This is a genomic window from Collimonas sp. (assembly GCF_035566555.1).
In the GTDB taxonomy this organism is placed as follows: Bacteria; Pseudomonadota; Gammaproteobacteria; order Burkholderiales; family Burkholderiaceae_D; genus Collimonas.
The window spans coordinates 74619-95855 of sequence record NZ_DATMRB010000174.1; the positions used below are offsets into that span (position 1 = coordinate 74619).

The following is a 21237-nucleotide window of genomic DNA, read 5'->3' on the forward strand; positions in this document are numbered from 1 at the left end:
CGGAGCCGCATGAACCCTAGCCATGCGCACCAATGCCATGTTGGCGGCAATGATAAAATGGCACTCTGTATGGAAACGCAAATCAATTAGTGAGGATGCAATGCCCGTTATCGGAATAGACCACTTGCAGTTGGCGATGCCCGCCGCCCACGAAGACGCCGCGCGCCGTTTTTACGGCGACATCCTGGGACTGGTCGAACTGCCCAAACCTGCGGACCTGGCTGCCCGGGGTGGGGTATGGTTTTTGTGTGGCGCGGTGCAATTGCACCTGGGGGTGGAAAAAGAATTCCGGCCAGCGCGCAAAGCGCATCCCGGACTAGTGGTGGACAAACTGGCGCCGTTGGTTGCGGCGCTGACCGAAGCAGGCCACAACGTCAAGCATGACCTGCCGATTGCCGGCTTTACCAGGATTTTTACAGAAGATCCGTTTGGCAACCGGATCGAACTGCTAGAAGCGGATCGATGAACCTGGCTCGCCAATGCGCCTCAGGCGAGCCACATCAGATCAACGCCGACAGAAAGCCGATGTCATTTCATTACTTGATCGCGGATGCGGGTGCCGCAATCATGTGGATATGTGAAATGCCGTCTTCGTCATACAACTCGCCTACCGGCTCGAAACCGAAACGTGCATAGAAGCGCTGCAAGTGCGCTTGCGCTCCGATCTTGACGTCCTGCCCGGGAAACAGCCTGGCGGTTTGCACCATCGCCTGCTGCATCAGTTCATGGCCGGCGCTTTTGCCGCGCAATTCCGGCGCGGTCACGACACGCCCGATCGACGGCAAGTGGAACGCTTTCCCCGGCGGCACGATGCGCGCATACGCACCCAGCTCACCGTTCGGCAGATAACCCAGGCCGTGCCAGGAATACAGGTCGATACCGTCGGCATCCTGGAATACGCAGGTCTGTTCCAGCACGAATACGCGCTGCCGCAACTGCATCGCTGCATACAGTTGCACAGTGCTCAGCTCCTGGAATGGCAGCCAGCGCCATGCCAACATCATTGCTTCTGCCATAGCCTTAAGCGGTGCCGCCAACGGTCACGCCATCGATACGCAAGGTCGGCTGGCCGACACCGACCGGGACGCTCTGGCCTTCCTTGCCGCACACGCCTACGCCAGGATCGAGCTGCATGTCGTTGCCGATCATGGAAACCCGGTTCAAGACATCAGGGCCGTTGCCGATCAGGGTCGCACCCTTGACCGGATAGGTAACCTTGCCGTTTTCGATCATGTAGGCTTCGCTGGCCGAGAACACGAACTTGCCGTTGGTGATATCGACCTGGCCGCCGCCAAAATTGACTGCGTACAAGCCGTTTTTCACTGATGCGAGGATTTCCGCCGGATCCTTGTCGCCGGCCAGCATGTAGGTATTGGTCATGCGCGGCATCGGCAAGTGGGCGAACGATTCGCGGCGCGCATTGCCGGTAACCGGCATCTTCATCAGGCGCGCGTTCATGGTGTCCTGGATATAGCCCTTCAGGATGCCGTCTTCGATCAGGGTGGTGCATTGGCTAGGATTGCCTTCGTCGTCGATATTCAGCGAACCGCGGCGGTCGGCCAGGGTGCCGTCATCCACTACGGTGACGCCCTTGGCGGCGACGCGTTCGCCGATGCGGCCGGAGAAAGTGCTCGAGCCCTTGCGGTTGAAATCGCCTTCGAGGCCATGGCCGATCGCTTCGTGCAGCAAAATGCCAGGCCAGCCAGGCCCGAGCACCACGGTCATCGGACCTGCCGGCGCCGGACGCGCATCCAGGTTGACCAGCGCGGAGGAAACCGCATCCGCGGCATATTGCTCGATCAGGGCGTCGCTGAAATAGCCGTAGCTATAGCGGCCGCCGCCGCCGCCGCTGCCGGTTTCGCGGCGGCCGTTCTGTTCGACGATGACGGTCACCGACAGCCGCACCAATGGCCGGATATCGGCGGCGATGACGCCGTCGCTGCGCGCCACCAGCACCACATCGTATTCGGCGGCCAGGCCGGCCATGACCTGCACCACGCGCGGGTCCTTGGCGCGCGCCATGCGCTCCACCCGTTCCAGCAACTTGACCTTCTCGGTGGCATCCAGCGACACCAGCGGATCGTTCGGCAGATACAGCGAGCGGCCGCCGCTTTGCTGCATGCCGGCGGCGATCTTGATCTTGCCCGCGCCCTGGCGCGCAATGGTGCGCGTCGCGACGGCGGCGTCATGCAGCGCACGCTCGGAAATTTCATCGGAATAGGAAAACGCCGTCTTGTCGCCGGAAATCGCGCGCACGCCGACGCCCTGGTCGATAGAAAAACTGCCGGTCTTGACGATGCCCTCTTCCAGGCTCCAGCCTTCGCTCTTGGTGAACTGGAAGTAGAGGTCGGCGTAATCGACCTTGTGGGTGAACATGGTCCCCAGCGCTTTCAGCAAGCTCGATTCGTCCAGCCCGAATGGGGTCAGCAGGATATCGCGTGCAATGGCTAAAGTGCCCAGGTTTGGTTCGAATGGTTTCATTGGTATTCCGGTTTTACTGTGGTGTTGGTACGGATTGTAGAGCATCCAAGGCTGAGCTGGCCCTGGCGCCGAAAATAGTCATATCGTATTGCCAATTATTTCTATAATTTGCGATGCAGCAATGCCGGCAAACTATCCCGCACTCCCTTAAGGAAATGGGGGTCGATGCTGCCGCTGACAAGGCCCTCGCCTTCTGTCAGCACCGATTTAATTTCGCCCCAAGGGTCGATCAGCATGCTGTGGCCCCAGGTGCGGCGGCCGTTGGGATGCTTGCCGCCTTGGGCGGCGGCCAGCACATAGCACTGGTTTTCAACAGCGCGGGCGCGCAGCAGGATTTCCCAGTGGGCCTTGCCGGTGGTGTAGGTAAACGCCGCCGGCACCACGATCAGGGCGCAATCGCCCAGCGCCCGGTACAGTTCGGGAAAACGCAGATCGTAGCAGACCGACAAGCCAACCTTGCCGAACGGCGCCTGGAAACTGCCGGTCTCCTTGCCATAGACGATGGTGCGCGCCTCGTCATAGGACTCCTCGCCCTTGCTGAAGCTGAACAGGTGGATCTTGTCGTAGCGGCTGATCTGGCGGCCGGCGGGATCGTAGACCAGGGTGGTGTTGAGCACCTTGCCGACCTCGTCGGCGATCATCGGCAGGGTGCCGCCGATCAGCCAGATACCGTATTCTTTCGCCAGTTGCGCCATGAACGCCTGGATCGGCCCTTCGCCCAGGATTTCAGCGCAGGTCAGCTTGTCGGTGTCCACCATGCCCATGATCGGCCAGTATTCGGGCAGCAGCACCAGCTGTGCGCCCTGGCCTGCAGCTTCGGCCACCAGGCGCCGTGCGGTGTTGAAATTTTCTTCCAGCACCGGCGTCGACACCATCTGGATCGCGGCGACGTTGAAACTGGCTGAACTGGGTATCTGCTGGCTCATGATGCCGAACTCCTGTGCTGAGGCAGTTGCAATGCAGCTGCCGAGGTGACTGATTAGCGGCCGGACGACAGATCGGGATTGCTCGCGGCCGGCGTCTCGGTCTTGTGATCGAGCTTGGTGACCACCGGATCGGTCCAGCCGCCGGTAATATTATATTCAAAGGTGAAGGCCCGCATCAGCGGGTCGCGCAGGAACAGCTGCGCCAGGAAGGTGCCGATGCCGATCACAGGATTGATCGCCAGCGCCACCACCGAGGCCGTGCCGGCATTGATCTCCGGCAGCACCGCCACGTGCAGGTCCTGGGTCTCGCGCGCTATATCGGCAACGCCGTCCATCAATACGGTGGCGCTGACGCCGCGCATCTTGAAGTTGTCGGTATGCGCCTTGCCCTGCGCGATGGTGGCCGTCCCGACCACGCTGTCGAAGGCGAAACCGTCGGAGAAGATATCGCGAAAATCCAGCGTCAGGCGGCGCGGCAGCGATTGCAAGCTGAGCACGCCCAGCAGCTTGGCCGCACCGGGATCTACTTTCAGGAACTGGCCGGCAGCCATGTCGAGGTTGACCTGGCCGGAAAGCGAAGGAATATCCATGGTGAACGGCAAGCCCTTCCAGCTGACCTCGCCATCCATCCGACCCTTGGTAGCGCGCAGCACGTGGGCGAAGCCGAAACGGTCAAGCAGCTTGCCGGCGTCGGCGATATCCATGGCGTAGGTCAGGCTGGTGGTGTTGTCGCCATCGACCGTGGTCCATTTACCGTCGGCTTTCAATTCCGCATCCGGATTCTTGATCGACAGTTTATGGATACGCCATTCGCTGCCGACAGCGGCACGCACATTGTTGGCGCTCAGCTCCAGCCGCCCAAGCTTCTTGCCGAGCAGCTGAAAATCGTCGGCAATGATGTCCAGCCCGGGAATCTGCGTAGAGCCGCCCTTGCCCTCCAGCACGTCGCCCACATCCGTTTCACCGCCCTGCGGAATGATCAGGGACGACAAGCGTGCAGTCACCTTGCCAAGGCCACGGCCGCTGGGCGACGCGCTCCAGGTGACATAACCGGAAGCTTGCTTGGAATCGACATTGACCTGCCAGTTGTTCTTCTGGTGCGAGGCGCCCACCACGACGTTGTCCAGCGTCTTGCCCAGCAACACCAGCTGGTTGGCGCGCACCGACACCTGGTTCGGCTCGGCATATTGCGCCACTCCGGCCATAGTCGAATCCTCGCCGGCCTTGGCGGCGCCGCCATCGCCAAGGCTGCCGGTCAGGTTGTTCCAGGCATCGACATTCAAGGTCTTGACATTGATGTTGATCGCCAGCCCGCTGTCCGGCTCCGGCGCCGGCGTATTGATGCCGATGCCGCCGCGCAGCACTTTCCAGTCAGCCGCCTTGCTTGCCAGTGCCGCGCCATTATTGACGCTGCCATTTTCAGCCTTGATGACCGGCTTTTGCCGCTGATAACGGGCAACGATGCCGGATCCCAGCGCCAGCCTGAGCTCATCGCGGACGATCGCGGCATCGTCGGAAGCAACCCCCAGCCACTCGAATTTCAACGGCATGGCTTCGCTGGCGTTCTTGCGCAATGGTTCCGGAAAATCCAGGCCTATCCCCTGCATGCTGGATTCGATCAGCAGTTCCGGATGATGCTCGCGAATCGCCACGGTGGCGTTGTAGCGCGTGTTGCCGTTGGCATGCGACAGCAGTTTCTGCATCGCCGGATAGGGATACATCGCGCGCAAACCATCGATGCCGGCCGTGCCGTCGATCTTGATCACGGTCTGGTGATCCGCCTGCGTGCCGCCGCTGGCCTGCACCGGGCCGCCCAGCAGGGTGCCCTTGATGCCGTTCAGGTTGAATCCCTTTTCATTGAATTCGAGCTTGCCGGTGGCATTGGCGATAGGTGGAATGACTTTTTGCAGGACGACGTCGTTGTTCAGGAACTGCAGGACGCCGGTGACCTTGGTATCGAGCGCATGCGACAGCGGTATCTGCAGGTTCAGCTGCAGCTTGGCGTTGCCCTTGCCCTGCGATTCGCTGGTAAAACCATCGATCCAGTGCAGCACCGGGCTGTTGTTGGTGAACTGCAGAAAGTCCTGCAAGGCGCCGGCGGCATTGCCGTCGATCAGCAGCATCTCGTCATGCGAAGACAGGTCCGGCACCGTGGCGGTGACGTCGCTCACGCCGACCGCCGAAGTCTTGGCGCTGGCGGCCTTGATCTGCAAGCGCGTACGCTCCAGGTTGAAAGTGCCATCTATGTTTTCCAGCAAGGGCCACAAGGGCTGCTTGCCGTCCTGGCCGAAATGGCCGGGTTCATATTCCAGCGTGCCGTTGACAATTTTGCCGGCAACGCTGAATTCGCCCTTCGGCTTGGCGTTCGGCGTGTCCGTGCGAAACGGGAAATCGGCCAGGTCGCCCTTGATCTTGATCGCAACATCTTTCGCGCTGCCTTCCTTGAGGGCGCCGACCAGCCAGTCATGCAAATGCTCCGGCGTATGGATGGGCAGATAGCGGCCGATTTTCTTGAGATCGAATTCGCTCAGGGTAGCGTTCATGTCGATCGCCCCCAGTGCGACGCCATGCCGGTCCTGCAAAGGCAGCAGGTGACTGCCTGACAGAGTGCCGGCCACGCCGTCCTGGAGGAAATTCATGCTGTCGATTTTCAGCAGCACACTCTTTTGCTGGAAAGCCCAGCTGGCCTGCATATCCAGTTTATCGAACGGCAGCAAGGGATCTTCAAAAAATCCGGGCAGATTCAATTGCATCTTTTCCGACGCCAGATGGATGCTGCCGCCATCCTGGCTGGCATCGATGCTGCCGCTCAGGTTGTCGACGCCGGGAATGCCCGGCACCGCAGCCATGGCCGGCAGGCTGGCCGTCTTTGGCTGAGCCGGGCGCGGTAGCTGCGGATTGATGGTGAGCCCCTCGAAGCTGCCTTTCGCACTGTAGGCAGTGATGGCCGGATAAGCGCCTTGCCATTGCGCGGAAAAATCACGCAGCTGGCCGCGCGGTGCAAAGTCGTCGATCATCTTGATCTGCGGTGCCGACAGCGGTAAACGCTGGGCAAAGCTGGCCAGGGTCTGCAGGTCCAACACCTTGGCCTGCAAAGTATATTTTTCTCCCAGCTTGCCCTGCGCAGGCACATAGGTTTCGCTGATGGTGGTGCGCGGCAGCGTCAGGCCGTCTGCGGTTTTCAAGGAAAAATCGCTGAGCTCGACAGCATGGCCGTTAGCGCCGAAAGTCGGGGCATCGTCCTGCGGCACAGGCCCCAGTACTTCGTGGGCGGACACGCGGCCGCTGACACTTTCCAGCGCCAGCGGCTCCAGATCGCGCCGTAGCCGCATCGACAGATTCGTCAACTGCAGATCGGCGGTAAAGTTGCGCACCTTGGCATGGTCGAGGTCGAGCCAGGCTTGCAGCGTCCCGCGGCCTTGCGTCAGCTCCAGCGGGTAATCGAAATAATCTTTCCAGACCGCCAGGTCGGTATCGTGCAGGTTGGCATACAGCGTCCCGGTCCAGCGCTTGACGTCGGCGGTTTTCTGCGCGAATACCGGATGGACGAAGTTCGCCCGCACGTCCAGCGGCGCGGCAAACGCTGCCGGCGGCGTCGCCCGCACCGACAGCTGATGCCGGCGCCAGCGGTTCTGCAGCACCAGATCGATCTTGGTCAGCGTCAATTCAGGCGCCTTGCGCAGATCGTCGCGCCAGCGCAACTGACCGTCGCGGATGACAATCCGGTGCTGCGCCAGCAGCCATTCGGCGCCGGCACCGTCGTTTTTTTCCTTGGAGTTGACCAGGATGCCGCCAACGAACAGATTGCCCTGCGCATCGCGCTCGATCTGCAGGTCCGGCCTGTCGATTTCCAGCGCCGCCAGCCGGACGCTGCCCACCAGCAGCGAACGCCAGGAAATGGTAGCGGCGACCTGCGGCAAGGTCAGCGCTGCCTGGCCGCTTTTATCGTGAATTACAACGTTATCTAATGTCAGATGCGGTTGCAAACCATGCCAGGATGCCTGCAACGCGCCGATCGAAATCGGGTTGCCCGCGGCTTTGCTGGCGATCTGCTCGACTTCCGCCTTGTAGTAGCCGATATTCGGCAATACGACATAACGCAAACTCAGGAACAGCCCGCAAAACAGGAAATACGCCACGATCAGCAGCTTCAGCAAGGCGCCCAGCACGTGGTGCGTTACCAGGTTCAGGTGCTTATAGGTGGCGATTCCGGCGCGCCAGCAGATTGCAAGTCGGCTAGCTGGCGGCGGTAAATTTGGTTGTTGTTCCAACATCAATCAGAATCGGTAAAATAGAGAGCTCAAGGTAGAATAAAATGACAGCATCTGATTGATTCCAGTGCGGCAAGCTGCGCATGTTGTTATTTAGGTTCGACAAGCTGCCAGCCCATATGTTCGCATGGATCAGTGCCTAGAAACAAAAAGGCGCGATATAGCTGCCTATTTTCTTCCATTTCGCTTCATTTACCGCCCAGACCCCGTGACTCCATCCCTCATCAGCAGCACCGCCGCCTCCCGCTTCTATACGCGCTGGATCAATGCCGAAGCCGGGCGCGCCGAGCGGGTCGCCCAGCTGGCGGCCTCAGCTGCAAGGTTAACCCTCAGCCCGGCGCTGCTAAAGCAGTTGTTACAAAATGAAACAGATTCCGGCATGCCGTTACCGCGCGCCATGCGGCGCCTGCGCAACCTGCTGGTATGCACGCTGATCGAGCGCGATTTGAGCGGCCGCGCCGATCTGGACGAAGTAGTCAGCGCGGTCACGCATTTCGCCGAATTTGCGGTGCAAACCCATCTGGCCGCGCTGACCGCCGACATGGTGGCGCTGCACGGCGTGCCGCAGGGCGAAGAATCGGGCCAGCCGCAGGAATTGATTGTGCTCGGCATGGGCAAGCTGGGCGGCTGCGAGCTCAACGTTTCGTCCGACATCGACCTGATCTTCGCCTATCCTGAAGACGGCGACACCCAGCCGGCCAATGCAGAGCAGCGCAGCTTGTCGAATCATGAGTTCTTTACCCGGCTGGGCAAGAAACTGATCGGCGCCCTCTCCGAAATCACCGAAGACGGCTTCACCTTCCGGGTCGACATGGCACTGCGTCCTAATGGCGCCTCGGGGCCGCTGGTGGCCAGTTTCAATATGGTGGAAACCTATCTGGTGACCCAGGGCCGCGAATGGGAGCGCTATGCCTGGTGCAAGGCGCGCGCGCTTACCGGCCGCACGGAAGACATCGCCGCGCTTGCCAATATCAGCCGTCCGTTCGTGTTCCGCCGTTACCTGGACTACGGCTCGATCGACGCCATGCGCTCCATGCATGCGCAGATCCATACCGAGGTAAAGCGCCTGGAAGCGCTGCATCCGGAACGCAGCAACAACGTCAAGCTGGGCCGCGGCGGCATCCGCGAGATCGAATTCCTGGCGCAAGTATTCCAGCTGATCCGCGGCGGCCGCGACAGCGAGCTGCGCGACCGCTCGACCCGCGCCACGCTGCGCACCCTGGCCTGCAAGAACCTGCTCGACGCCGAAGTGGTCGACAAGCTGCTGGCAGCCTACGATTTCTTGCGCAATCTGGAGCACCGCCTGCAATACCTGGACGATGCGCAAACCCATACCTTTCCTACCAATGACGCGGATTGCCTGATCATCGCCCATGCCATGGGCTTTGCCGACGTGCCAGCCCTGATGCTGGTGCTCGACCAGCACCGGACATTGGTCGATGCCCAGTTCGCCGACATTTTCAACGACAAGCAGCAAGAGCGCAGCGCCGGGCAGGACTGGGACGACGCCGACAATGTGCTGCACACGCTGAGCGAGAGCGACAATCACGAAACCATCACCATCGTCCTCACCCATTGCGGCTTTTCCGACGCCTCGGCGGCGGCGCAGCGGCTGGTGACTACGTGGCAATCGACGCGCGTGCAGAACCTGCCCGTGAGCAGCCGCGGCCGCCTGCTGGCGCTGGTCAATGCGGCGCTGCCGGTGGTGGCTGCGATCCCTGAACCCGAGCGCCACCTGCCGACCTTGAACCGTCTGCTCGATTTTCTTGAAGCGATTGCGCGCCGCGCCGCCTACCTGGCGCTGCTGACCGAATATCCGGCCACCCTGCATCGCGTGATCCGCATGATCAGCGCCAGCGACTGGGCCGCCAAATACCTGACCCAGCATCCGATCCTGCTAGACGAACTGCTCGATCCGCGCAGCCTCAACGCGGCGCCGGACTGGCCGGCGTTTGCCCTGGAGTGCCGCCGTCAGCTGGAAACGGCGCCTGGCGATACCGAGCGCCAGATGGACCTGCTGCGCGAGATGCATCATGCCCAGCAGTTCCGCCTGCTGGCGCAAGACCTGGAAGGCATGCTCAGCATCGAAGCGCTGGCCGATCATCTGTCGAGCCTGGCGGATGCCCTGGTGGCGGCCACGGTGCAGGCGATCTGGAACATGATGCCGGCGCGCCACCGCGAAATCCCGCTGTTCACCGTGATCGCCTACGGCAAGCTGGGTGGTAAGGAACTCGGCTATGTCTCCGACCTGGACGTGGTGTTCCTGTATGACGACGAGGACCAGGACGGCCCCGGCCTGTACGCCAAGCTGGCGCAGCGCTTCATCACCTGGATGACCAGCCACACCTCGGCCGGCATCCTGTTCGATATCGACATCGCCCTGCGTCCCGACGGCGCCAGCGGCTTGCTGGTGTCGTCGTTCGGCAAGTTTGAAAAATACCAGCGCGAATCGGCGTGGCTGTGGGAGCATCAGGCCCTGACCCGGGCCCGCTTCTGCGCCGGCGACGCCGCCATCGGCGAACGTTTTGAAACCCTGCGCGTGGAAGTCTTGCGCCAGGTGCGCGATGCTGGCAAGCTGCAGGCCGAAGTGCTGGACATGCGCCAGAAGATGCGCGATGCCCACCCCAACCGAAGCGAGCGTTTCGATCTCAAGCATGATGCCGGCGGCATGATCGATATCGAATTCCTGGTGCAATTCCTGATCTTGCGCCATGCCGCCGACTACGCCCAGCTGACGGCGGACATCGGCAATATCGCATTGCTGAAACTGTGCGGCGAATTAGGCTTGATCGATGCGGCATTGGCCAGCGCGGTGGCCGACGCCTACCGGACCTTCCGCAAACTGCAGCATCAGGGCCGCCTGCAGGGAGAAGAACGGGCGCGCGTGGCGCCCAGCCGCATCGCTGGCGAAATCGCGGTGGTGAAGCAGTTATGGGAGCAGACTTTCAAGATCATCTGATCCGGCAAGCAGGCATTCAGACAAACCCGAAAAACCCCATGATCATGAGTACAAGCGCACGCCCCCTGCGCTTGTCCGGCGCTGCCAGACGCTCTTCGCCGATCACTTCATCGTCCAGCGTCAGCTGCCCGGACTCGAAGGCCGCCAGGATCTGGCGGGCAACTGCGACATGTTCGGAGGCCACTTGCAAGCGCGCGCCGCCGGTGGCCACCGCCAGCAGCGAATACACCTGGGTGATGCCGCCGTCGAGCACAAACGCCGGTATCCGCTCGGACTCCAGCAAGGCCCGCATGACTTCCAGGTCGGAAGGCGTCATCGAGCGGGCAATCGTTTCGAAATCGCCCTGGCTATCTGCGCTGACTGTCATGCCGGCTCCCGGATCAGGTTAGGTTATTCGCAACATGACCTACTATAGCGCATTGCTCCCAAAAGAAAAGCGCCCCGCTCAGTTAATGAGCGGGGCGCTTTTACCATGCAGCTGCAAGCAAGGTCTTACTTGGCGTTCACCAATGCAACCGTGGTGTCCAGCATGCGGTTGGAGAAACCCCACTCATTGTCGTACCAGCTCGAGACCTTCACCAGACGGCCGGAAACCTTGGTCAGCGTCGAATCGAAGTTGGAGGAAGCAGGATTGTGGTTGAAATCGACCGATACCAGCGGCTCGACGTTATACGTCAGCAAGCCCTTCAGCGCGCCGTTTTCCGAAGCATCTTTCATGATCGCGTTGACTTCGTCGACAGTAGTGTCGCGGGCGGCGACGAACGACAGGTCGACCAACGAGACGTTGATGGTCGGCACGCGGATCGCAAAGCCGTCCAACTTGCCGTTCAGTTCAGGCAGCACCAGGCCGACCGCAGCAGCAGCGCCAGTCTTGGCCGGGATCATGCTCATGGTGGCGGAGCGGGCGCGGCGCAAGTCTTCGTGGTAGACGTCGGTCAGCACCTGGTCGTTGGTGTAGGAGTGGACGGTAGTCATCAAGCCGTTCAGCACGCCGATCTTGTCGTTCAGCGGCTTGACCAGCGGCGCCAGGCAGTTGGTGGTGCAGGAAGCGTTGGAGATCACGGTGTCGCTGGCTTTCAGCACGCCGTGGTTGACGCCGAACACGACAGTGGCGTCGACATCCTTGCCGCCCGGTGCGGAGATAATGACTTTCTTGGCGCCGCCCTTGATATGCGCGCTGGCTTTTTCCTTGGTGGTGAAGAAGCCGGTGCATTCCAGCACGACGTCCACGCCCAGCTCGCCCCATGGCAGTTCTGCCGGGTTACGCTGCGCCAGGACCTTGATGCGGTCGCCGTTGACCACGATGAAGTCGCCGTCGACAGTCACGGTGCCAGGGAATTTGCCGTGAGCGGTATCGTACTGGGTCAGGTGGGCGTTGGTCTTCGAATCGCCGAGGTCGTTGATGGCGACGATCTCGATGTCATGCTTTTTGCCGCCTTCATAATGAGCGCGAAGGATGTTGCGGCCGATACGGCCATAGCCATTGATGGCGACGCGGATAGTCATGGTTTTCTCCTAAGGTATCAACAATAAATTTGCTGCAATGGGAGTCTTGATAAACCTACTGCGCGGCGCAATCTCGGCACTGCGATGCTCGCCGTACAGTCGTACGGCTGCGCTTCTCCTGCCGACCTTGCACCGCTCGCTACGGTTTCTCAAGACCCCTTTAAGTCTTAAATTCTAATAGTACGCCAGCCATAGCCGGCTTCCTGCAAATCCAGTCCATCCCAGTTGAACGGCTGCTCGGTCAGCAGCTCGGCGCCCAGCATTTCGTAAAACTGCCGGGCCGGGCGATTATCCGCCAGCACCCATACCAGCATGTTGTTGGCGCCGGCGCTGGCCAGTGCCGCGGCCACATGGGCCACCAGCTTGCGGCCGATGCCGGCGCGCTGCACCGAAGGCTCCAGGTAAATCGCCGACAGCTCGGAGTCGAAGCCAAGCTTGGATTCAGCCAGCGTCATGCCGGCCGCGAAGCCCAGCACCTCGCCGTCGACCTCGGCCACGAAGACATTGGCGGCGTTCGAAGTCGCCGACAAGATGCGACTCCAGATGGCCGTGCTGTCTTCGATCTTCATGCCGTCCAGGTAATCGTCCGGAATGATGCCGCGGTAAGTGGTGCGCCAGCTATCGATACGTACCGCCGCAATCACCCCGGCATCGTCGACGGTGGCGCGGCGGATGACGACATCGCCAACGATGTTGGCGATGTCCATCTTGCGGATAGCCCGGGCAGCTCTCAGATTCATGCCAGTACCAGCTTGGTCTTGGCCACGACGTTTTCAACGGTAAAGCCGAAATGCTTGAACAGCACCGGCGCCGGTGCTGATTCGCCGAAGGTATCGATACCCACCACGGCGCCTTCCAGGCCGACATACTTGTGCCAGAAGGCCGTCACGCCGGCTTCGATCGCCACGCGCGGCAAGCCGCGCTGCAGCACGCTGGCCTTGTAGGCAGCTTCCTGGCGGTCGAAGACGTCGGCGCAAGGCATCGACACCACGCGCACTGCGATGCCTTCCTGCGCCAGCGCTGCCGCCGATTGCATCGCCAGTTCCACTTCGGAACCGGTGGCGATCAGGATCGCCTTGGCGTCAGGCGCATCTTTCAGGATATAGGCGCCGCGCTGGATGTTGGCGATCTGCGCTGCATCGCGTTCCTGGTATTGCAGGTTCTGGCGCGAGAAAATCAAGGTGCTCGGGCCATGCTTGCGTTGCACTGCCTGCTGCCATGCCACGGCCGATTCAACCGTGTCGCATGGACGCCAGTTGTCCAGTTGCGGGATCAGGCGCAGGCTGGAGACGTGTTCCACCGACTGGTGGGTCGGGCCGTCTTCGCCCAGGCCGATGGAGTCATGCGTGAAGACGAAGATCGAACGGATCTTCATCAGCGCCGCCATGCGCAAGGCATTGCGGCTGTAGTCGGAGAAGGTCAGGAAAGTCGCCCCGAACGGGATGTAGCCGCCATGCAGGGCAATGCCGTTCATCATCGCGCTCATGCCGAATTCGCGCACGCCGTAGTTGATGTGGTTGCCCGGCTGGTCAGCGCGCACTGCCACGCTTTCCTTCCAGTTGGTCAGGTTGGAACCGGTCAGGTCGGCCGAACCGCCGAGGAATTCCGGCAGCACCGGCGCCAGCGCCTGGATCGCGTTCTGGCTGGCCTTGCGGGTGGCGATGGTTTCCTTTTTCTCGACGCAAGCGGCAATGTAAGCACTCGCTGTCTGTTCGAAATTGCCTGGCAGTTCACCCTTCATGCGGCGGGTGAATTCGGCTGCCTGCTGTGGATGCGCGGCCGTGTAAGCGGCAAACAAGGCATTCCAGTCGCCTTCGAACTGCTGGCCTTGCGGCTTGGCGTCCCAGGCGGCGTAGACGTCGGCCGGGATTTCAAACGGCGCGGAAGTCCAGCCCAGCGCTTCGCGCACGGCGGCGATTTCCTTGTCGCCCAGCGCCGCGCCGTGCACCTTGTCGGTGCCGGCCAGGTTAGGCGAACCCTTGCCGATCACGGTCTTGCAGCAGATCAGGGTCGGCTTGTCGGACAGCTTGGCTTGATGGATGGCGGCGCTGACGGCTTCTACATTGTGGCCGTCGACGGCGCGGATAACGTTCCAGCCGTAAGCTTCGAAACGCTTCGGGGTGTCGTCCTTGAACCAGCCTTCGACATGGCCGTCGATGGAGATACCGTTATCATCGTACAGCGCGATCAGCTTCGACAAGCGCAGCGTACCGGCCAGCGAGCACGCTTCGTGCGAGATGCCTTCCATCAGGCAGCCGTCGCCGACGAAAGTGTAAGTGTAGTGATCGACGATCGCCAGTTCGCCGCGGTTGAATTCCGCCGCCAGCAGCTTTTCCGCCAGCGCCATGCCGACCGCGTTGGTCAGGCCCTGACCCAGCGGGCCGGTAGTGGTCTCTATGCCTGGCGTGACATCGACTTCAGGATGGCCTGGCGTCTTCGAATGCATCTGGCGGAAATTGCGCAGCTCGTCCATCGGCAGGTCGTAGCCGGTCAGGTGCAGCAAGGCATACTGCAGCATCGAACCATGACCATTCGACAAGACGAAACGGTCGCGGTTGAACCAGTGCGGATTGGCCGGGTTGTGACGGTAGTGCTTAGCCCACAAGGCGACTGCGATTTCCGCCATGCCCATCGGCATGCCGGGATGGCCGGAATTAGCTTTCTGTACAGCGTCCATTGCCAGTGCGCGGATTGCATTGGCCATCTTTGTAGTCGGGAGTGTGGAAGTCATGGTGTGAGCGGTAGGCAACGGTTGAAAACTGGTTAGTGTGCGTGTCAGTCATCCGGAGCAGCGGGCGCCGGCTGCCAGAACAGCCACAAAGGCCGATATTTTACCAAAATGCAGCCGATACTGGTTCAAATCCGCGCATTTCTCCCCTTCCGCGGCAGTAAAATGCTGCCGCAACGCCGTAGGCGAACAAGCGTATCAGATAAGGATTCGACAGTTTAATTGTCAATTAAATATCTATTTTATCCCTCCGTACCTCCTTTTTTACTGAACAGACCATGCAAGGTTTACATCTGACGGCAGATTGCTACGACTGCCGCTGCGCTCCGGGTTTGCTGCTCGATCCCGCGCTGTTGCGGGAATTTGTGCTGACGCAGACCAGGCGTTCGGGACTCACCATCGTCGGCGAGAAATTCCACCCATTCCAAGCTGCCGACGGCAGCGCCGCCGGCGTCACCTGCGCCCTGCTGCTGGCCGAGTCGCACCTGGCGGTGCATACTTGGCCGGAACGGCAGGCGGTGACGCTGGATGTGTATGTCTGCAATTTCACGGAGGACAACAGCGCCAAGGCCAGCGGCCTGCTGCAGACGCTGATCGCCGGCTTTGCCGCAACGCAGTGGCAGACCCAGCGCCTGCAGCGCGGCAACGGCGCCAGCGGCCAGACCCTGGCGCTGGAACAGCTGACGCCGCATAGCGCCTATGGCACCACTTTGGCGCCGCCGCTGGTGCAGACCGAATCGCCGTTTCAGCGCATAGAAATCGCCGACTCCGCCGAATTCGGCAAGGTGATGCGGCTGGACGGCGCCTTCATGACGTCCGAACGCGACGAATTCTTCTACCACGAATGCCTGGTGCATCCGGCCGCACTCAGCCATCCGCATCCGCGGCGGGCGCTGATCGTCGGCGGCGGCGACGGCGGCAGCAGCGAGGAATTGCTCAAGCACCCGTCGATCGAACACATCACGCTGTGCGAAATCGATCCCATGGTGATCCAGCTGGCGCGCGCGCATCTGCAGCAAATCCACCGCGGCGCCCTGGATGATCCGCGGGTGCGGCATGTTGCACGGGACGGCTTTGCCTTTGTCACGGAGGCAGCACAGACGCCGCAAGCCGATCAGCTGTATGACCTGATCCTGCTGGACCTGACCGATCCGCAAGCGGCCGACGGCAGCACGCTGGCGGCAGACTGCTACACCCAGGAGTTCTTGCAGGCTTGCCGCGCTTTGCTCGCCCCCGGCGGCGCCTTGGTGATGCATCTCGGCAGTCCCTTCCATCATCCGCAACGCTTCGGCCAGTTGCGCCAGCGTCTCGGCGCTGTGTTCCGGCAGGTTAGTCCTTACACCGTCCATGTGCCGCTGTACGGCGCACTGTGGGGCATGGCGGTGGCCAGCGATACGCTTGATCCGCGCCAGCTGGATAGCAAGGTCGTCGGTATCCGCATGCAAGAACGGGCACTGGCTGATTTGCAGTACTACAACGAAAATGTCCATCCGGCACTATTCGCCTTGCCTAATTTCGTGCAAAATCTGGGCGCTTAGCTTGTTGCTGGAATTTCATCGTTGCCTGATATGGAGAGCGTCTTGCCTACCACCGGTCTTTTGAAGCAAACCCTGGAAACCGCTGCCCTGTCGTCCCGCAAAAGCCGCGCCGTGCCGCTGGTGCTGGCGGCGTCAACCCTGCTGGCAGGCTGCGGGCCGCGCCAGGCGCGCGACGAGTATGCCAGCCAGGAAGACTGCAAAAAAGACTGGGAGCGTCCGGAGCTGTGCCAGCCGGCAGCCGGCAGCAGCACCAGCGGCGGCCACGGCGGCGCTTACTTCGGCCGCTATTACGGCCCGAGCTACGATGCAGACGACCGCGTCGGCGCCCAGCGCAGCGCCCGTAGCGGCGGCAACAGTTTTGGCCTCACCGGCGCCAGCGGCGAAAGCAACCATTCGGTCGCCCGCAGCGTGTCGCGCGGCGGCTTTGGCGGCGCCCATATTTCCTCGGCCGGCGGTTAAGCATGATCCGCGAAAGCCTGACGCCGCGCGCCAACTGGCAGGAACAATTCGAAGCGCTAGGCTTCGCCTACCATTCGATCGACGGTCTGTATTGGGATGAGCGCTATGCCTACCGCTTTACGGCGGCGCAGATCGATACCCTGGAAGACGCCACCAGCGAATTGCACCAGATGGCGCTGCAGGCCGTCGAGCACGTGATCGCCAAGGAACGCCTGGCGCAATTCGCCATTCCGCAACCGTTCTGGTCGCTGGTGGAAGAAAGCTGGCGCGACCAGGAATTTTCGCTGTACGGCCGCTTCGACCTGTCCTGGAACGGCCAGGGCGCGCCCAAGATGCTGGAATATAACGCCGATACGCCGACCGGCCTGGTGGAATCCAGCGTAGCGCAATGGTATTGGCTGCAGGACGTTTTTCCGCAGGCAGACCAGTTCAACTCGCTGCACGAAAAACTGATCGCCCAATGGCAAACCCTGGCCGGCAGCCATCAATGCAAGGGCTTGCTGCATTTTGCCTGCATCGGCGGCCATGAAGAGGACGAAGGCAACCTGGCCTATCTGCGCGATACCGCGATCCAGGCCGGCTTCGCCACCAAGCAGCTGGCGATCGAAAACATCGGCTGGGATGCACAGCACGCGGAATTCGTCGACGACCACGACAGCAAGATCGACAACCTGTTCAAGCTGTATCCCTGGGAATGGCTGTGCCGCGAAGCGTTTGCCGAGCATCTGCTGGCGCGGCCGCTGCGCCTGGTGGAACTAGCCTGGAAGATGGTGCTGTCGAACAAGGCCATCCTGCCGGTGCTGTGGGAACTGTTTCCAGGACATCCGAATCTGCTGCCGGCGTTTTTCGACGCCTGGCGCATCAGCGGCGATTTCGTCAAGAAGCCGCTGTATTCGCGCGAAGGCGAGAACATCACGATCTATGCCGGCGGCGAAGTCCACCACCAACCCGGCCAGTACGGCGCCGAAGGTTATATCTACCAGGCGTTTGCGCCGCAGCCGAAATTCGATGATGGCATCACGCCTGCCTACACCTCGATCGGATCGTGGGTGGTGGGCGATGCCCCGGCCGGCATCGGCATCCGCGAAGACGTCTCGCTGATCACCAAGGACACCAGCCGCTTCATCCCACATTATTTTGTCGATTAAGTATCAATCCGCGATCAGATTCAATCAGCGCCGTACAACATACCCACCCTTGTCACCAGGAGCATTGATCCTATGAATCTAGCCTTTCTCCCCGTCGGCCTGCCGGCCTTCCTGTCCCACTTCGGCCTGGCGCTGCTGCTGGTCGGCGTGTTTTTCGTGGTGTATATTTTCATCACGCCCTATCATGAACTGGCCTTGATCCGCGCCGGCAACAACGCCTCTGCCGCCAGCCTGGCAGGCGCCCTGCTTGGCTACATCATCGCCCTGGCTTCAGCCATTTCGAACAGCATCAACCTGCTCGACATGCTGGTGTGGGGCGTGGTGGCGCTGGTAATACAGCTGCTGGCCTTCCTGATTGTCAGGCTGCTACTGCCGACGCTGGTGGCGGATATTCCTGAAAACAAGATCGCATCCGGCCTCTTTCTTGGTACAGTCAGCCTTGGGCTGGGCATCTTGAATGCCGCCTGCATGACTTATTAATTAAAGAAACCGAAGAAATTAAAGAAACCTTTCCTACATGCCCCGTTTTTACGTCTCAAGTCCACTCGAAATCGGCCAGCTGCTGACCCTGCCGGATGCGGTCGCCCATCATCTGCTGGTGCTGCGCCTGGGGCCAGCTGCGCCCATCACGCTGTTCAACGGCGCAGGCGGCGAATTCACCGCCACCATCAGCAGCATCGAAAAAAAGCGCGTCAGCGTCGAGATCAAGACCTTTTCACCGCGCGAGGCCGAACTGCCGTACGCCATCACGCTGGCGCAGGCGCTGCCGGAATCCTCCAAGCTGGACTGGATCATCGAAAAAGCCGTCGAGCTGGGCGTCGCTGCGATCCAGCCGCTGGCAGCGCAGCGCTGCGTGGTGCGACTCAACAGCGAGCGCGCCGAGAAAAAGCAAAGCCACTGGCAAGCGGTGATAGTCGCCGCTGCCGAACAAAGCGGACGCAATCGCCTGCCGACCCTGTCCACTCTCAGCCCGTTCAACGACTGGGCGCAACAGCAAGACCTGCATAAACGCATCCTGTTGTCGCCGCGCGGCGAGCAATCGCTGTCCGACTGGGCGCGCCATCAGCCGCCGCAGGCGCTGGCGTTGCTGATCGGGCCGGAAGGCGGTTTCACAGAAGCGGAAGAAAACCTGGCCTGCAGTCAGGGCGCGCTGATGTTGTCAATGGGGCCACGGATCCTGCGCACTGAAACTGCCGGCCTTGCGGCGTTGGCGGCGATCAATGCGATCTGGGGCGAAATGTAGGGGCCGTAGCCAAGGCTTTTTCTATGGTTGCTACAAATTGATCTAAGCAAAGGTGGAAACTCTGGCTAAAATAAGAGCGGATGCCAAGACACAATCGTTTTCAGTTGTCCAACTACTCAAACCTGCTGCCTCGTTGTAGTATCAGTCTGCTTATGTATTTTGTAACTGCCCTGTTTTTTCTGCAAGGCAGAGAACAGCCTTGATGGCTCATCGCATTATTTACTCAGGAGAATATTATGGGACTATTGGATTCGTTAGGCGGCATTCTCGGTGGCGGCCAGCAGCAATCGAATGATCCGAAAGCCATGTTGATCGCGGCTGCAGTGCCATTGCTGCTGAAGGCGCTGCAAGGCGGCGGCGCGGGCGCAGGCCAGGCTGCGGGCGCCGGCGGCGGCCTCCTCAGCGCATTTGAAGGCGCGGGCCTGGGCTCGGTGGTGCAGTCATGGATCGGCAACGGCCAGAACCAGGCGATTTCGCCGGACCAGGTACAACAGGCGCTGGGCAACGGCCACCTGCAAGAACTGGCGACAGCAGCCGGTATTTCACCAACCGAAGCAGCCGGCCACCTGTCGGAAATCCTGCCAGGCCTGGTCGACAAGCTGACGCCGAACGGCCAGGCTCCCGCAGCCGGCGCCGGCGGCCTCGACCTGGGCGGTTTGCTGGGTGGACTGCTGGGCGGCAACAAGCAGGCCTGATCTGCCGGAAACCGCAGCAGCCACGAAAAATCGCTCTTCGGAGCGATTTTTTTATGGGCGGCTAGAATGTAAGCCCGCACATCGTCTTCGTGCAAAAATGGCGCATTGCAGTAAATTCAGTAAAAATAGCCATTTTGCCAATTTTAAATCGTGCAATCGGGTCCAGATCATCTTCCTGGCGCGGGCAAGGCCCCGAAAGCATTTATAATCCAAGGTTTTGCAACAAATATTCCGGTCACTTCAATGAAGGTATTTCGCGGACTTCCCAACGCCGAATCGCGCGCCCCTTGTGCGCTCACTATCGGCAACTTCGATGGCGTTCATCGCGGCCATCAGGTGCTGCTCGCGCACGTCCGCAAGGCAGCCACCGAACTGGGGCTGGATGCAGCGGTGATGACATTTGAGCCACATCCGCGCGAATTCTTTGCCCAGCGCGCCGGCCAGCCGAACAATATGCCGACCCGCGTCGCCAACCTGCGCGACAAGCTGCAATCGCTGTCGCAGGCCGGCATCGACCGCGTCATCGTGGAACATTTCAATGCCAGTTTCGCCGCCATGTCGCCGCAGGACTTCATCGAAAAAGTGCTGGTCGAAGGCTTGCACGTGAAATGGCTGATGGTGGGCGAAGACTTCTGCTTCGGTTCGCGCCGCGCCGGCAATATAGATACCCTGATCGAAGCCGGCAAGAAATACGGCTTCCATGTGGAAACCTTGCCGACCGTGATGAACCAGGGCGCGCGCGTCTCTTCATCGGCGGTGAGAGCGGCGCTGGCGGCCGGCGATTTCGTCCATGCCCGGGCGCTGCTGGGCCATCCGTATGCGATCTCGGGCCACGTGGTGCATGGCAAGAAGCTCGGCCGCACGATCGGCTTCCCTACCCTCAATCTGCGCGTCAGCCATAAGCTGCCGGCGCTGTCGGGGATTTTCGTGGTGAAAGTGCATGGCCTGGCGGAACAGCCTTTGCCCGCCGTCGCCAGCATCGGCGTGCGTCCTACCGTCGACGACAGCGGCCGGGTGCTGCTGGAGAGCTATTTGCTCGACTTTAGCGGCGATTGCTACGGCAAGCTGATCCAGGTCGAATTTTTGCAGAAACTGCGCGACGAAGAAAAATATGTCGACCTGCCGACCCTGACCGCAGCCATCGAACGCGACGTCGACAATGCGCGGACGTATTTCCGCCAGCATGAGAGTGCAACCGCCGTCGCCTCGCGCGCGCCGACCGCGGCTACCGATCGAATTTGACGCTGCCTGCGATACCTATCGTTGCTTGCGTCGTGCCTGCG

At 61.0% G+C, this 21237-nt stretch carries 17 protein-coding genes; 9 read left to right on the top strand and 8 right to left on the bottom strand.

Features of this window, described 5'->3' with window-relative positions:
* The first annotated feature begins 22 nt into the window (after positions 1-22).
* Positions 23-466: a VOC family protein gene (locus tag VNZ65_RS22080; protein ID WP_325672894.1), complete on the top strand. Its 444-nt coding sequence runs from the start codon at positions 23-25 to the stop codon at positions 464-466.
* A 70-nt stretch (positions 467-536) separates the two neighbouring features.
* On the opposite strand, the gene VNZ65_RS22085 is transcribed toward VNZ65_RS22080, so the two are convergent.
* From VNZ65_RS22085 to VNZ65_RS22100, 4 genes are all read right to left on the bottom strand, one after another.
* On the bottom strand, positions 537-1004 hold the full coding sequence (locus VNZ65_RS22085; protein ID WP_325672897.1) for a GNAT family N-acetyltransferase: 468 nt from the start codon (positions 1002-1004) through the stop codon (positions 537-539).
* Positions 1005-1020: 16 nt separating this feature from the next.
* A complete protein-coding gene (gene tldD, locus VNZ65_RS22090; protein ID WP_325672899.1) occupies positions 1021-2481 on the bottom strand; it encodes a metalloprotease TldD in 1461 nt (486 codons plus the stop codon).
* A gap of 101 nt (positions 2482-2582) precedes the next feature.
* On the bottom strand, positions 2583-3407 hold the full coding sequence (locus VNZ65_RS22095; RefSeq protein ID WP_325672901.1) for a carbon-nitrogen hydrolase family protein: 825 nt from the start codon (positions 3405-3407) through the stop codon (positions 2583-2585).
* Positions 3408-3460: 53 nt separating this feature from the next.
* Positions 3461-7681: a YhdP family protein gene (locus tag VNZ65_RS22100; protein WP_325672903.1), complete on the bottom strand. Its 4221-nt coding sequence runs from the start codon at positions 7679-7681 to the stop codon at positions 3461-3463.
* A gap of 205 nt (positions 7682-7886) precedes the next feature.
* Between VNZ65_RS22100 and glnE the strand changes: the two genes are divergently transcribed.
* Entirely contained in the window at positions 7887-10637 is a 2751-nt protein-coding gene (glnE, locus tag VNZ65_RS22105; protein ID WP_325672905.1) for a bifunctional [glutamate--ammonia ligase]-adenylyl-L-tyrosine phosphorylase/[glutamate--ammonia-ligase] adenylyltransferase, read from the top strand.
* A gap of 16 nt (positions 10638-10653) precedes the next feature.
* Here glnE and VNZ65_RS22110 read toward each other — a convergent pair whose 3' ends face one another.
* From VNZ65_RS22110 to tkt, 4 genes are all read right to left on the bottom strand, one after another.
* Complete coding sequence (locus tag VNZ65_RS22110; protein WP_062112739.1) at positions 10654-11004, bottom strand: putative signal transducing protein; 351 nt, start codon at positions 11002-11004, stop codon at positions 10654-10656.
* A gap of 125 nt (positions 11005-11129) precedes the next feature.
* On the bottom strand, positions 11130-12143 hold the full coding sequence (gap, locus tag VNZ65_RS22115) for a type I glyceraldehyde-3-phosphate dehydrogenase (RefSeq protein WP_014007231.1): 1014 nt from the start codon (positions 12141-12143) through the stop codon (positions 11130-11132).
* 167 nt (positions 12144-12310) lie between these two features.
* Complete coding sequence (locus VNZ65_RS22120) at positions 12311-12883, bottom strand: GNAT family N-acetyltransferase (RefSeq protein WP_325672908.1); 573 nt, start codon at positions 12881-12883, stop codon at positions 12311-12313.
* Entirely contained in the window at positions 12880-14874 is a 1995-nt protein-coding gene (tkt, locus tag VNZ65_RS22125) for a transketolase (protein ID WP_325672910.1), read from the bottom strand. The genes VNZ65_RS22120 and tkt overlap by 4 nt, the downstream gene beginning before the upstream one ends.
* 275 nt (positions 14875-15149) lie before the next feature.
* Between tkt and speE the strand changes: the two genes are divergently transcribed.
* From speE to VNZ65_RS22160, 7 genes are all read left to right on the top strand, one after another.
* Entirely contained in the window at positions 15150-16409 is a 1260-nt protein-coding gene (gene speE, locus VNZ65_RS22130; protein ID WP_325672912.1) for a polyamine aminopropyltransferase, read from the top strand.
* 42 nt (positions 16410-16451) lie between these two features.
* A complete protein-coding gene (locus VNZ65_RS22135; protein WP_325672914.1) occupies positions 16452-16868 on the top strand; it encodes a hypothetical protein in 417 nt (138 codons plus the stop codon).
* A 2-nt stretch (positions 16869-16870) separates the two neighbouring features.
* Positions 16871-18016, top strand: a complete 1146-nt coding sequence (locus tag VNZ65_RS22140; protein WP_325672916.1) for a glutathionylspermidine synthase family protein — start codon at positions 16871-16873, stop codon at positions 18014-18016.
* A gap of 72 nt (positions 18017-18088) precedes the next feature.
* The gene (locus VNZ65_RS22145) at positions 18089-18496 is read left to right on the top strand and encodes a DUF350 domain-containing protein (protein ID WP_325672918.1); all 408 of its coding nucleotides are present in this window, start codon (positions 18089-18091) and stop codon (positions 18494-18496) included.
* Positions 18497-18533: 37 nt separating this feature from the next.
* Complete coding sequence (locus VNZ65_RS22150) at positions 18534-19259, top strand: 16S rRNA (uracil(1498)-N(3))-methyltransferase (RefSeq protein ID WP_325672919.1); 726 nt, start codon at positions 18534-18536, stop codon at positions 19257-19259.
* A 236-nt stretch (positions 19260-19495) separates the two neighbouring features.
* Positions 19496-19954 (top strand): YidB family protein, encoded by a 459-nt coding sequence (locus VNZ65_RS22155; protein ID WP_325672921.1) that lies wholly within the window; start codon positions 19496-19498, stop codon positions 19952-19954.
* Between the two features lie 243 nt (positions 19955-20197).
* Positions 20198-21196: a bifunctional riboflavin kinase/FAD synthetase gene (locus VNZ65_RS22160; protein ID WP_325672923.1), complete on the top strand. Its 999-nt coding sequence runs from the start codon at positions 20198-20200 to the stop codon at positions 21194-21196.
* The last annotated feature ends 41 nt before the right edge of the window (positions 21197-21237 follow it).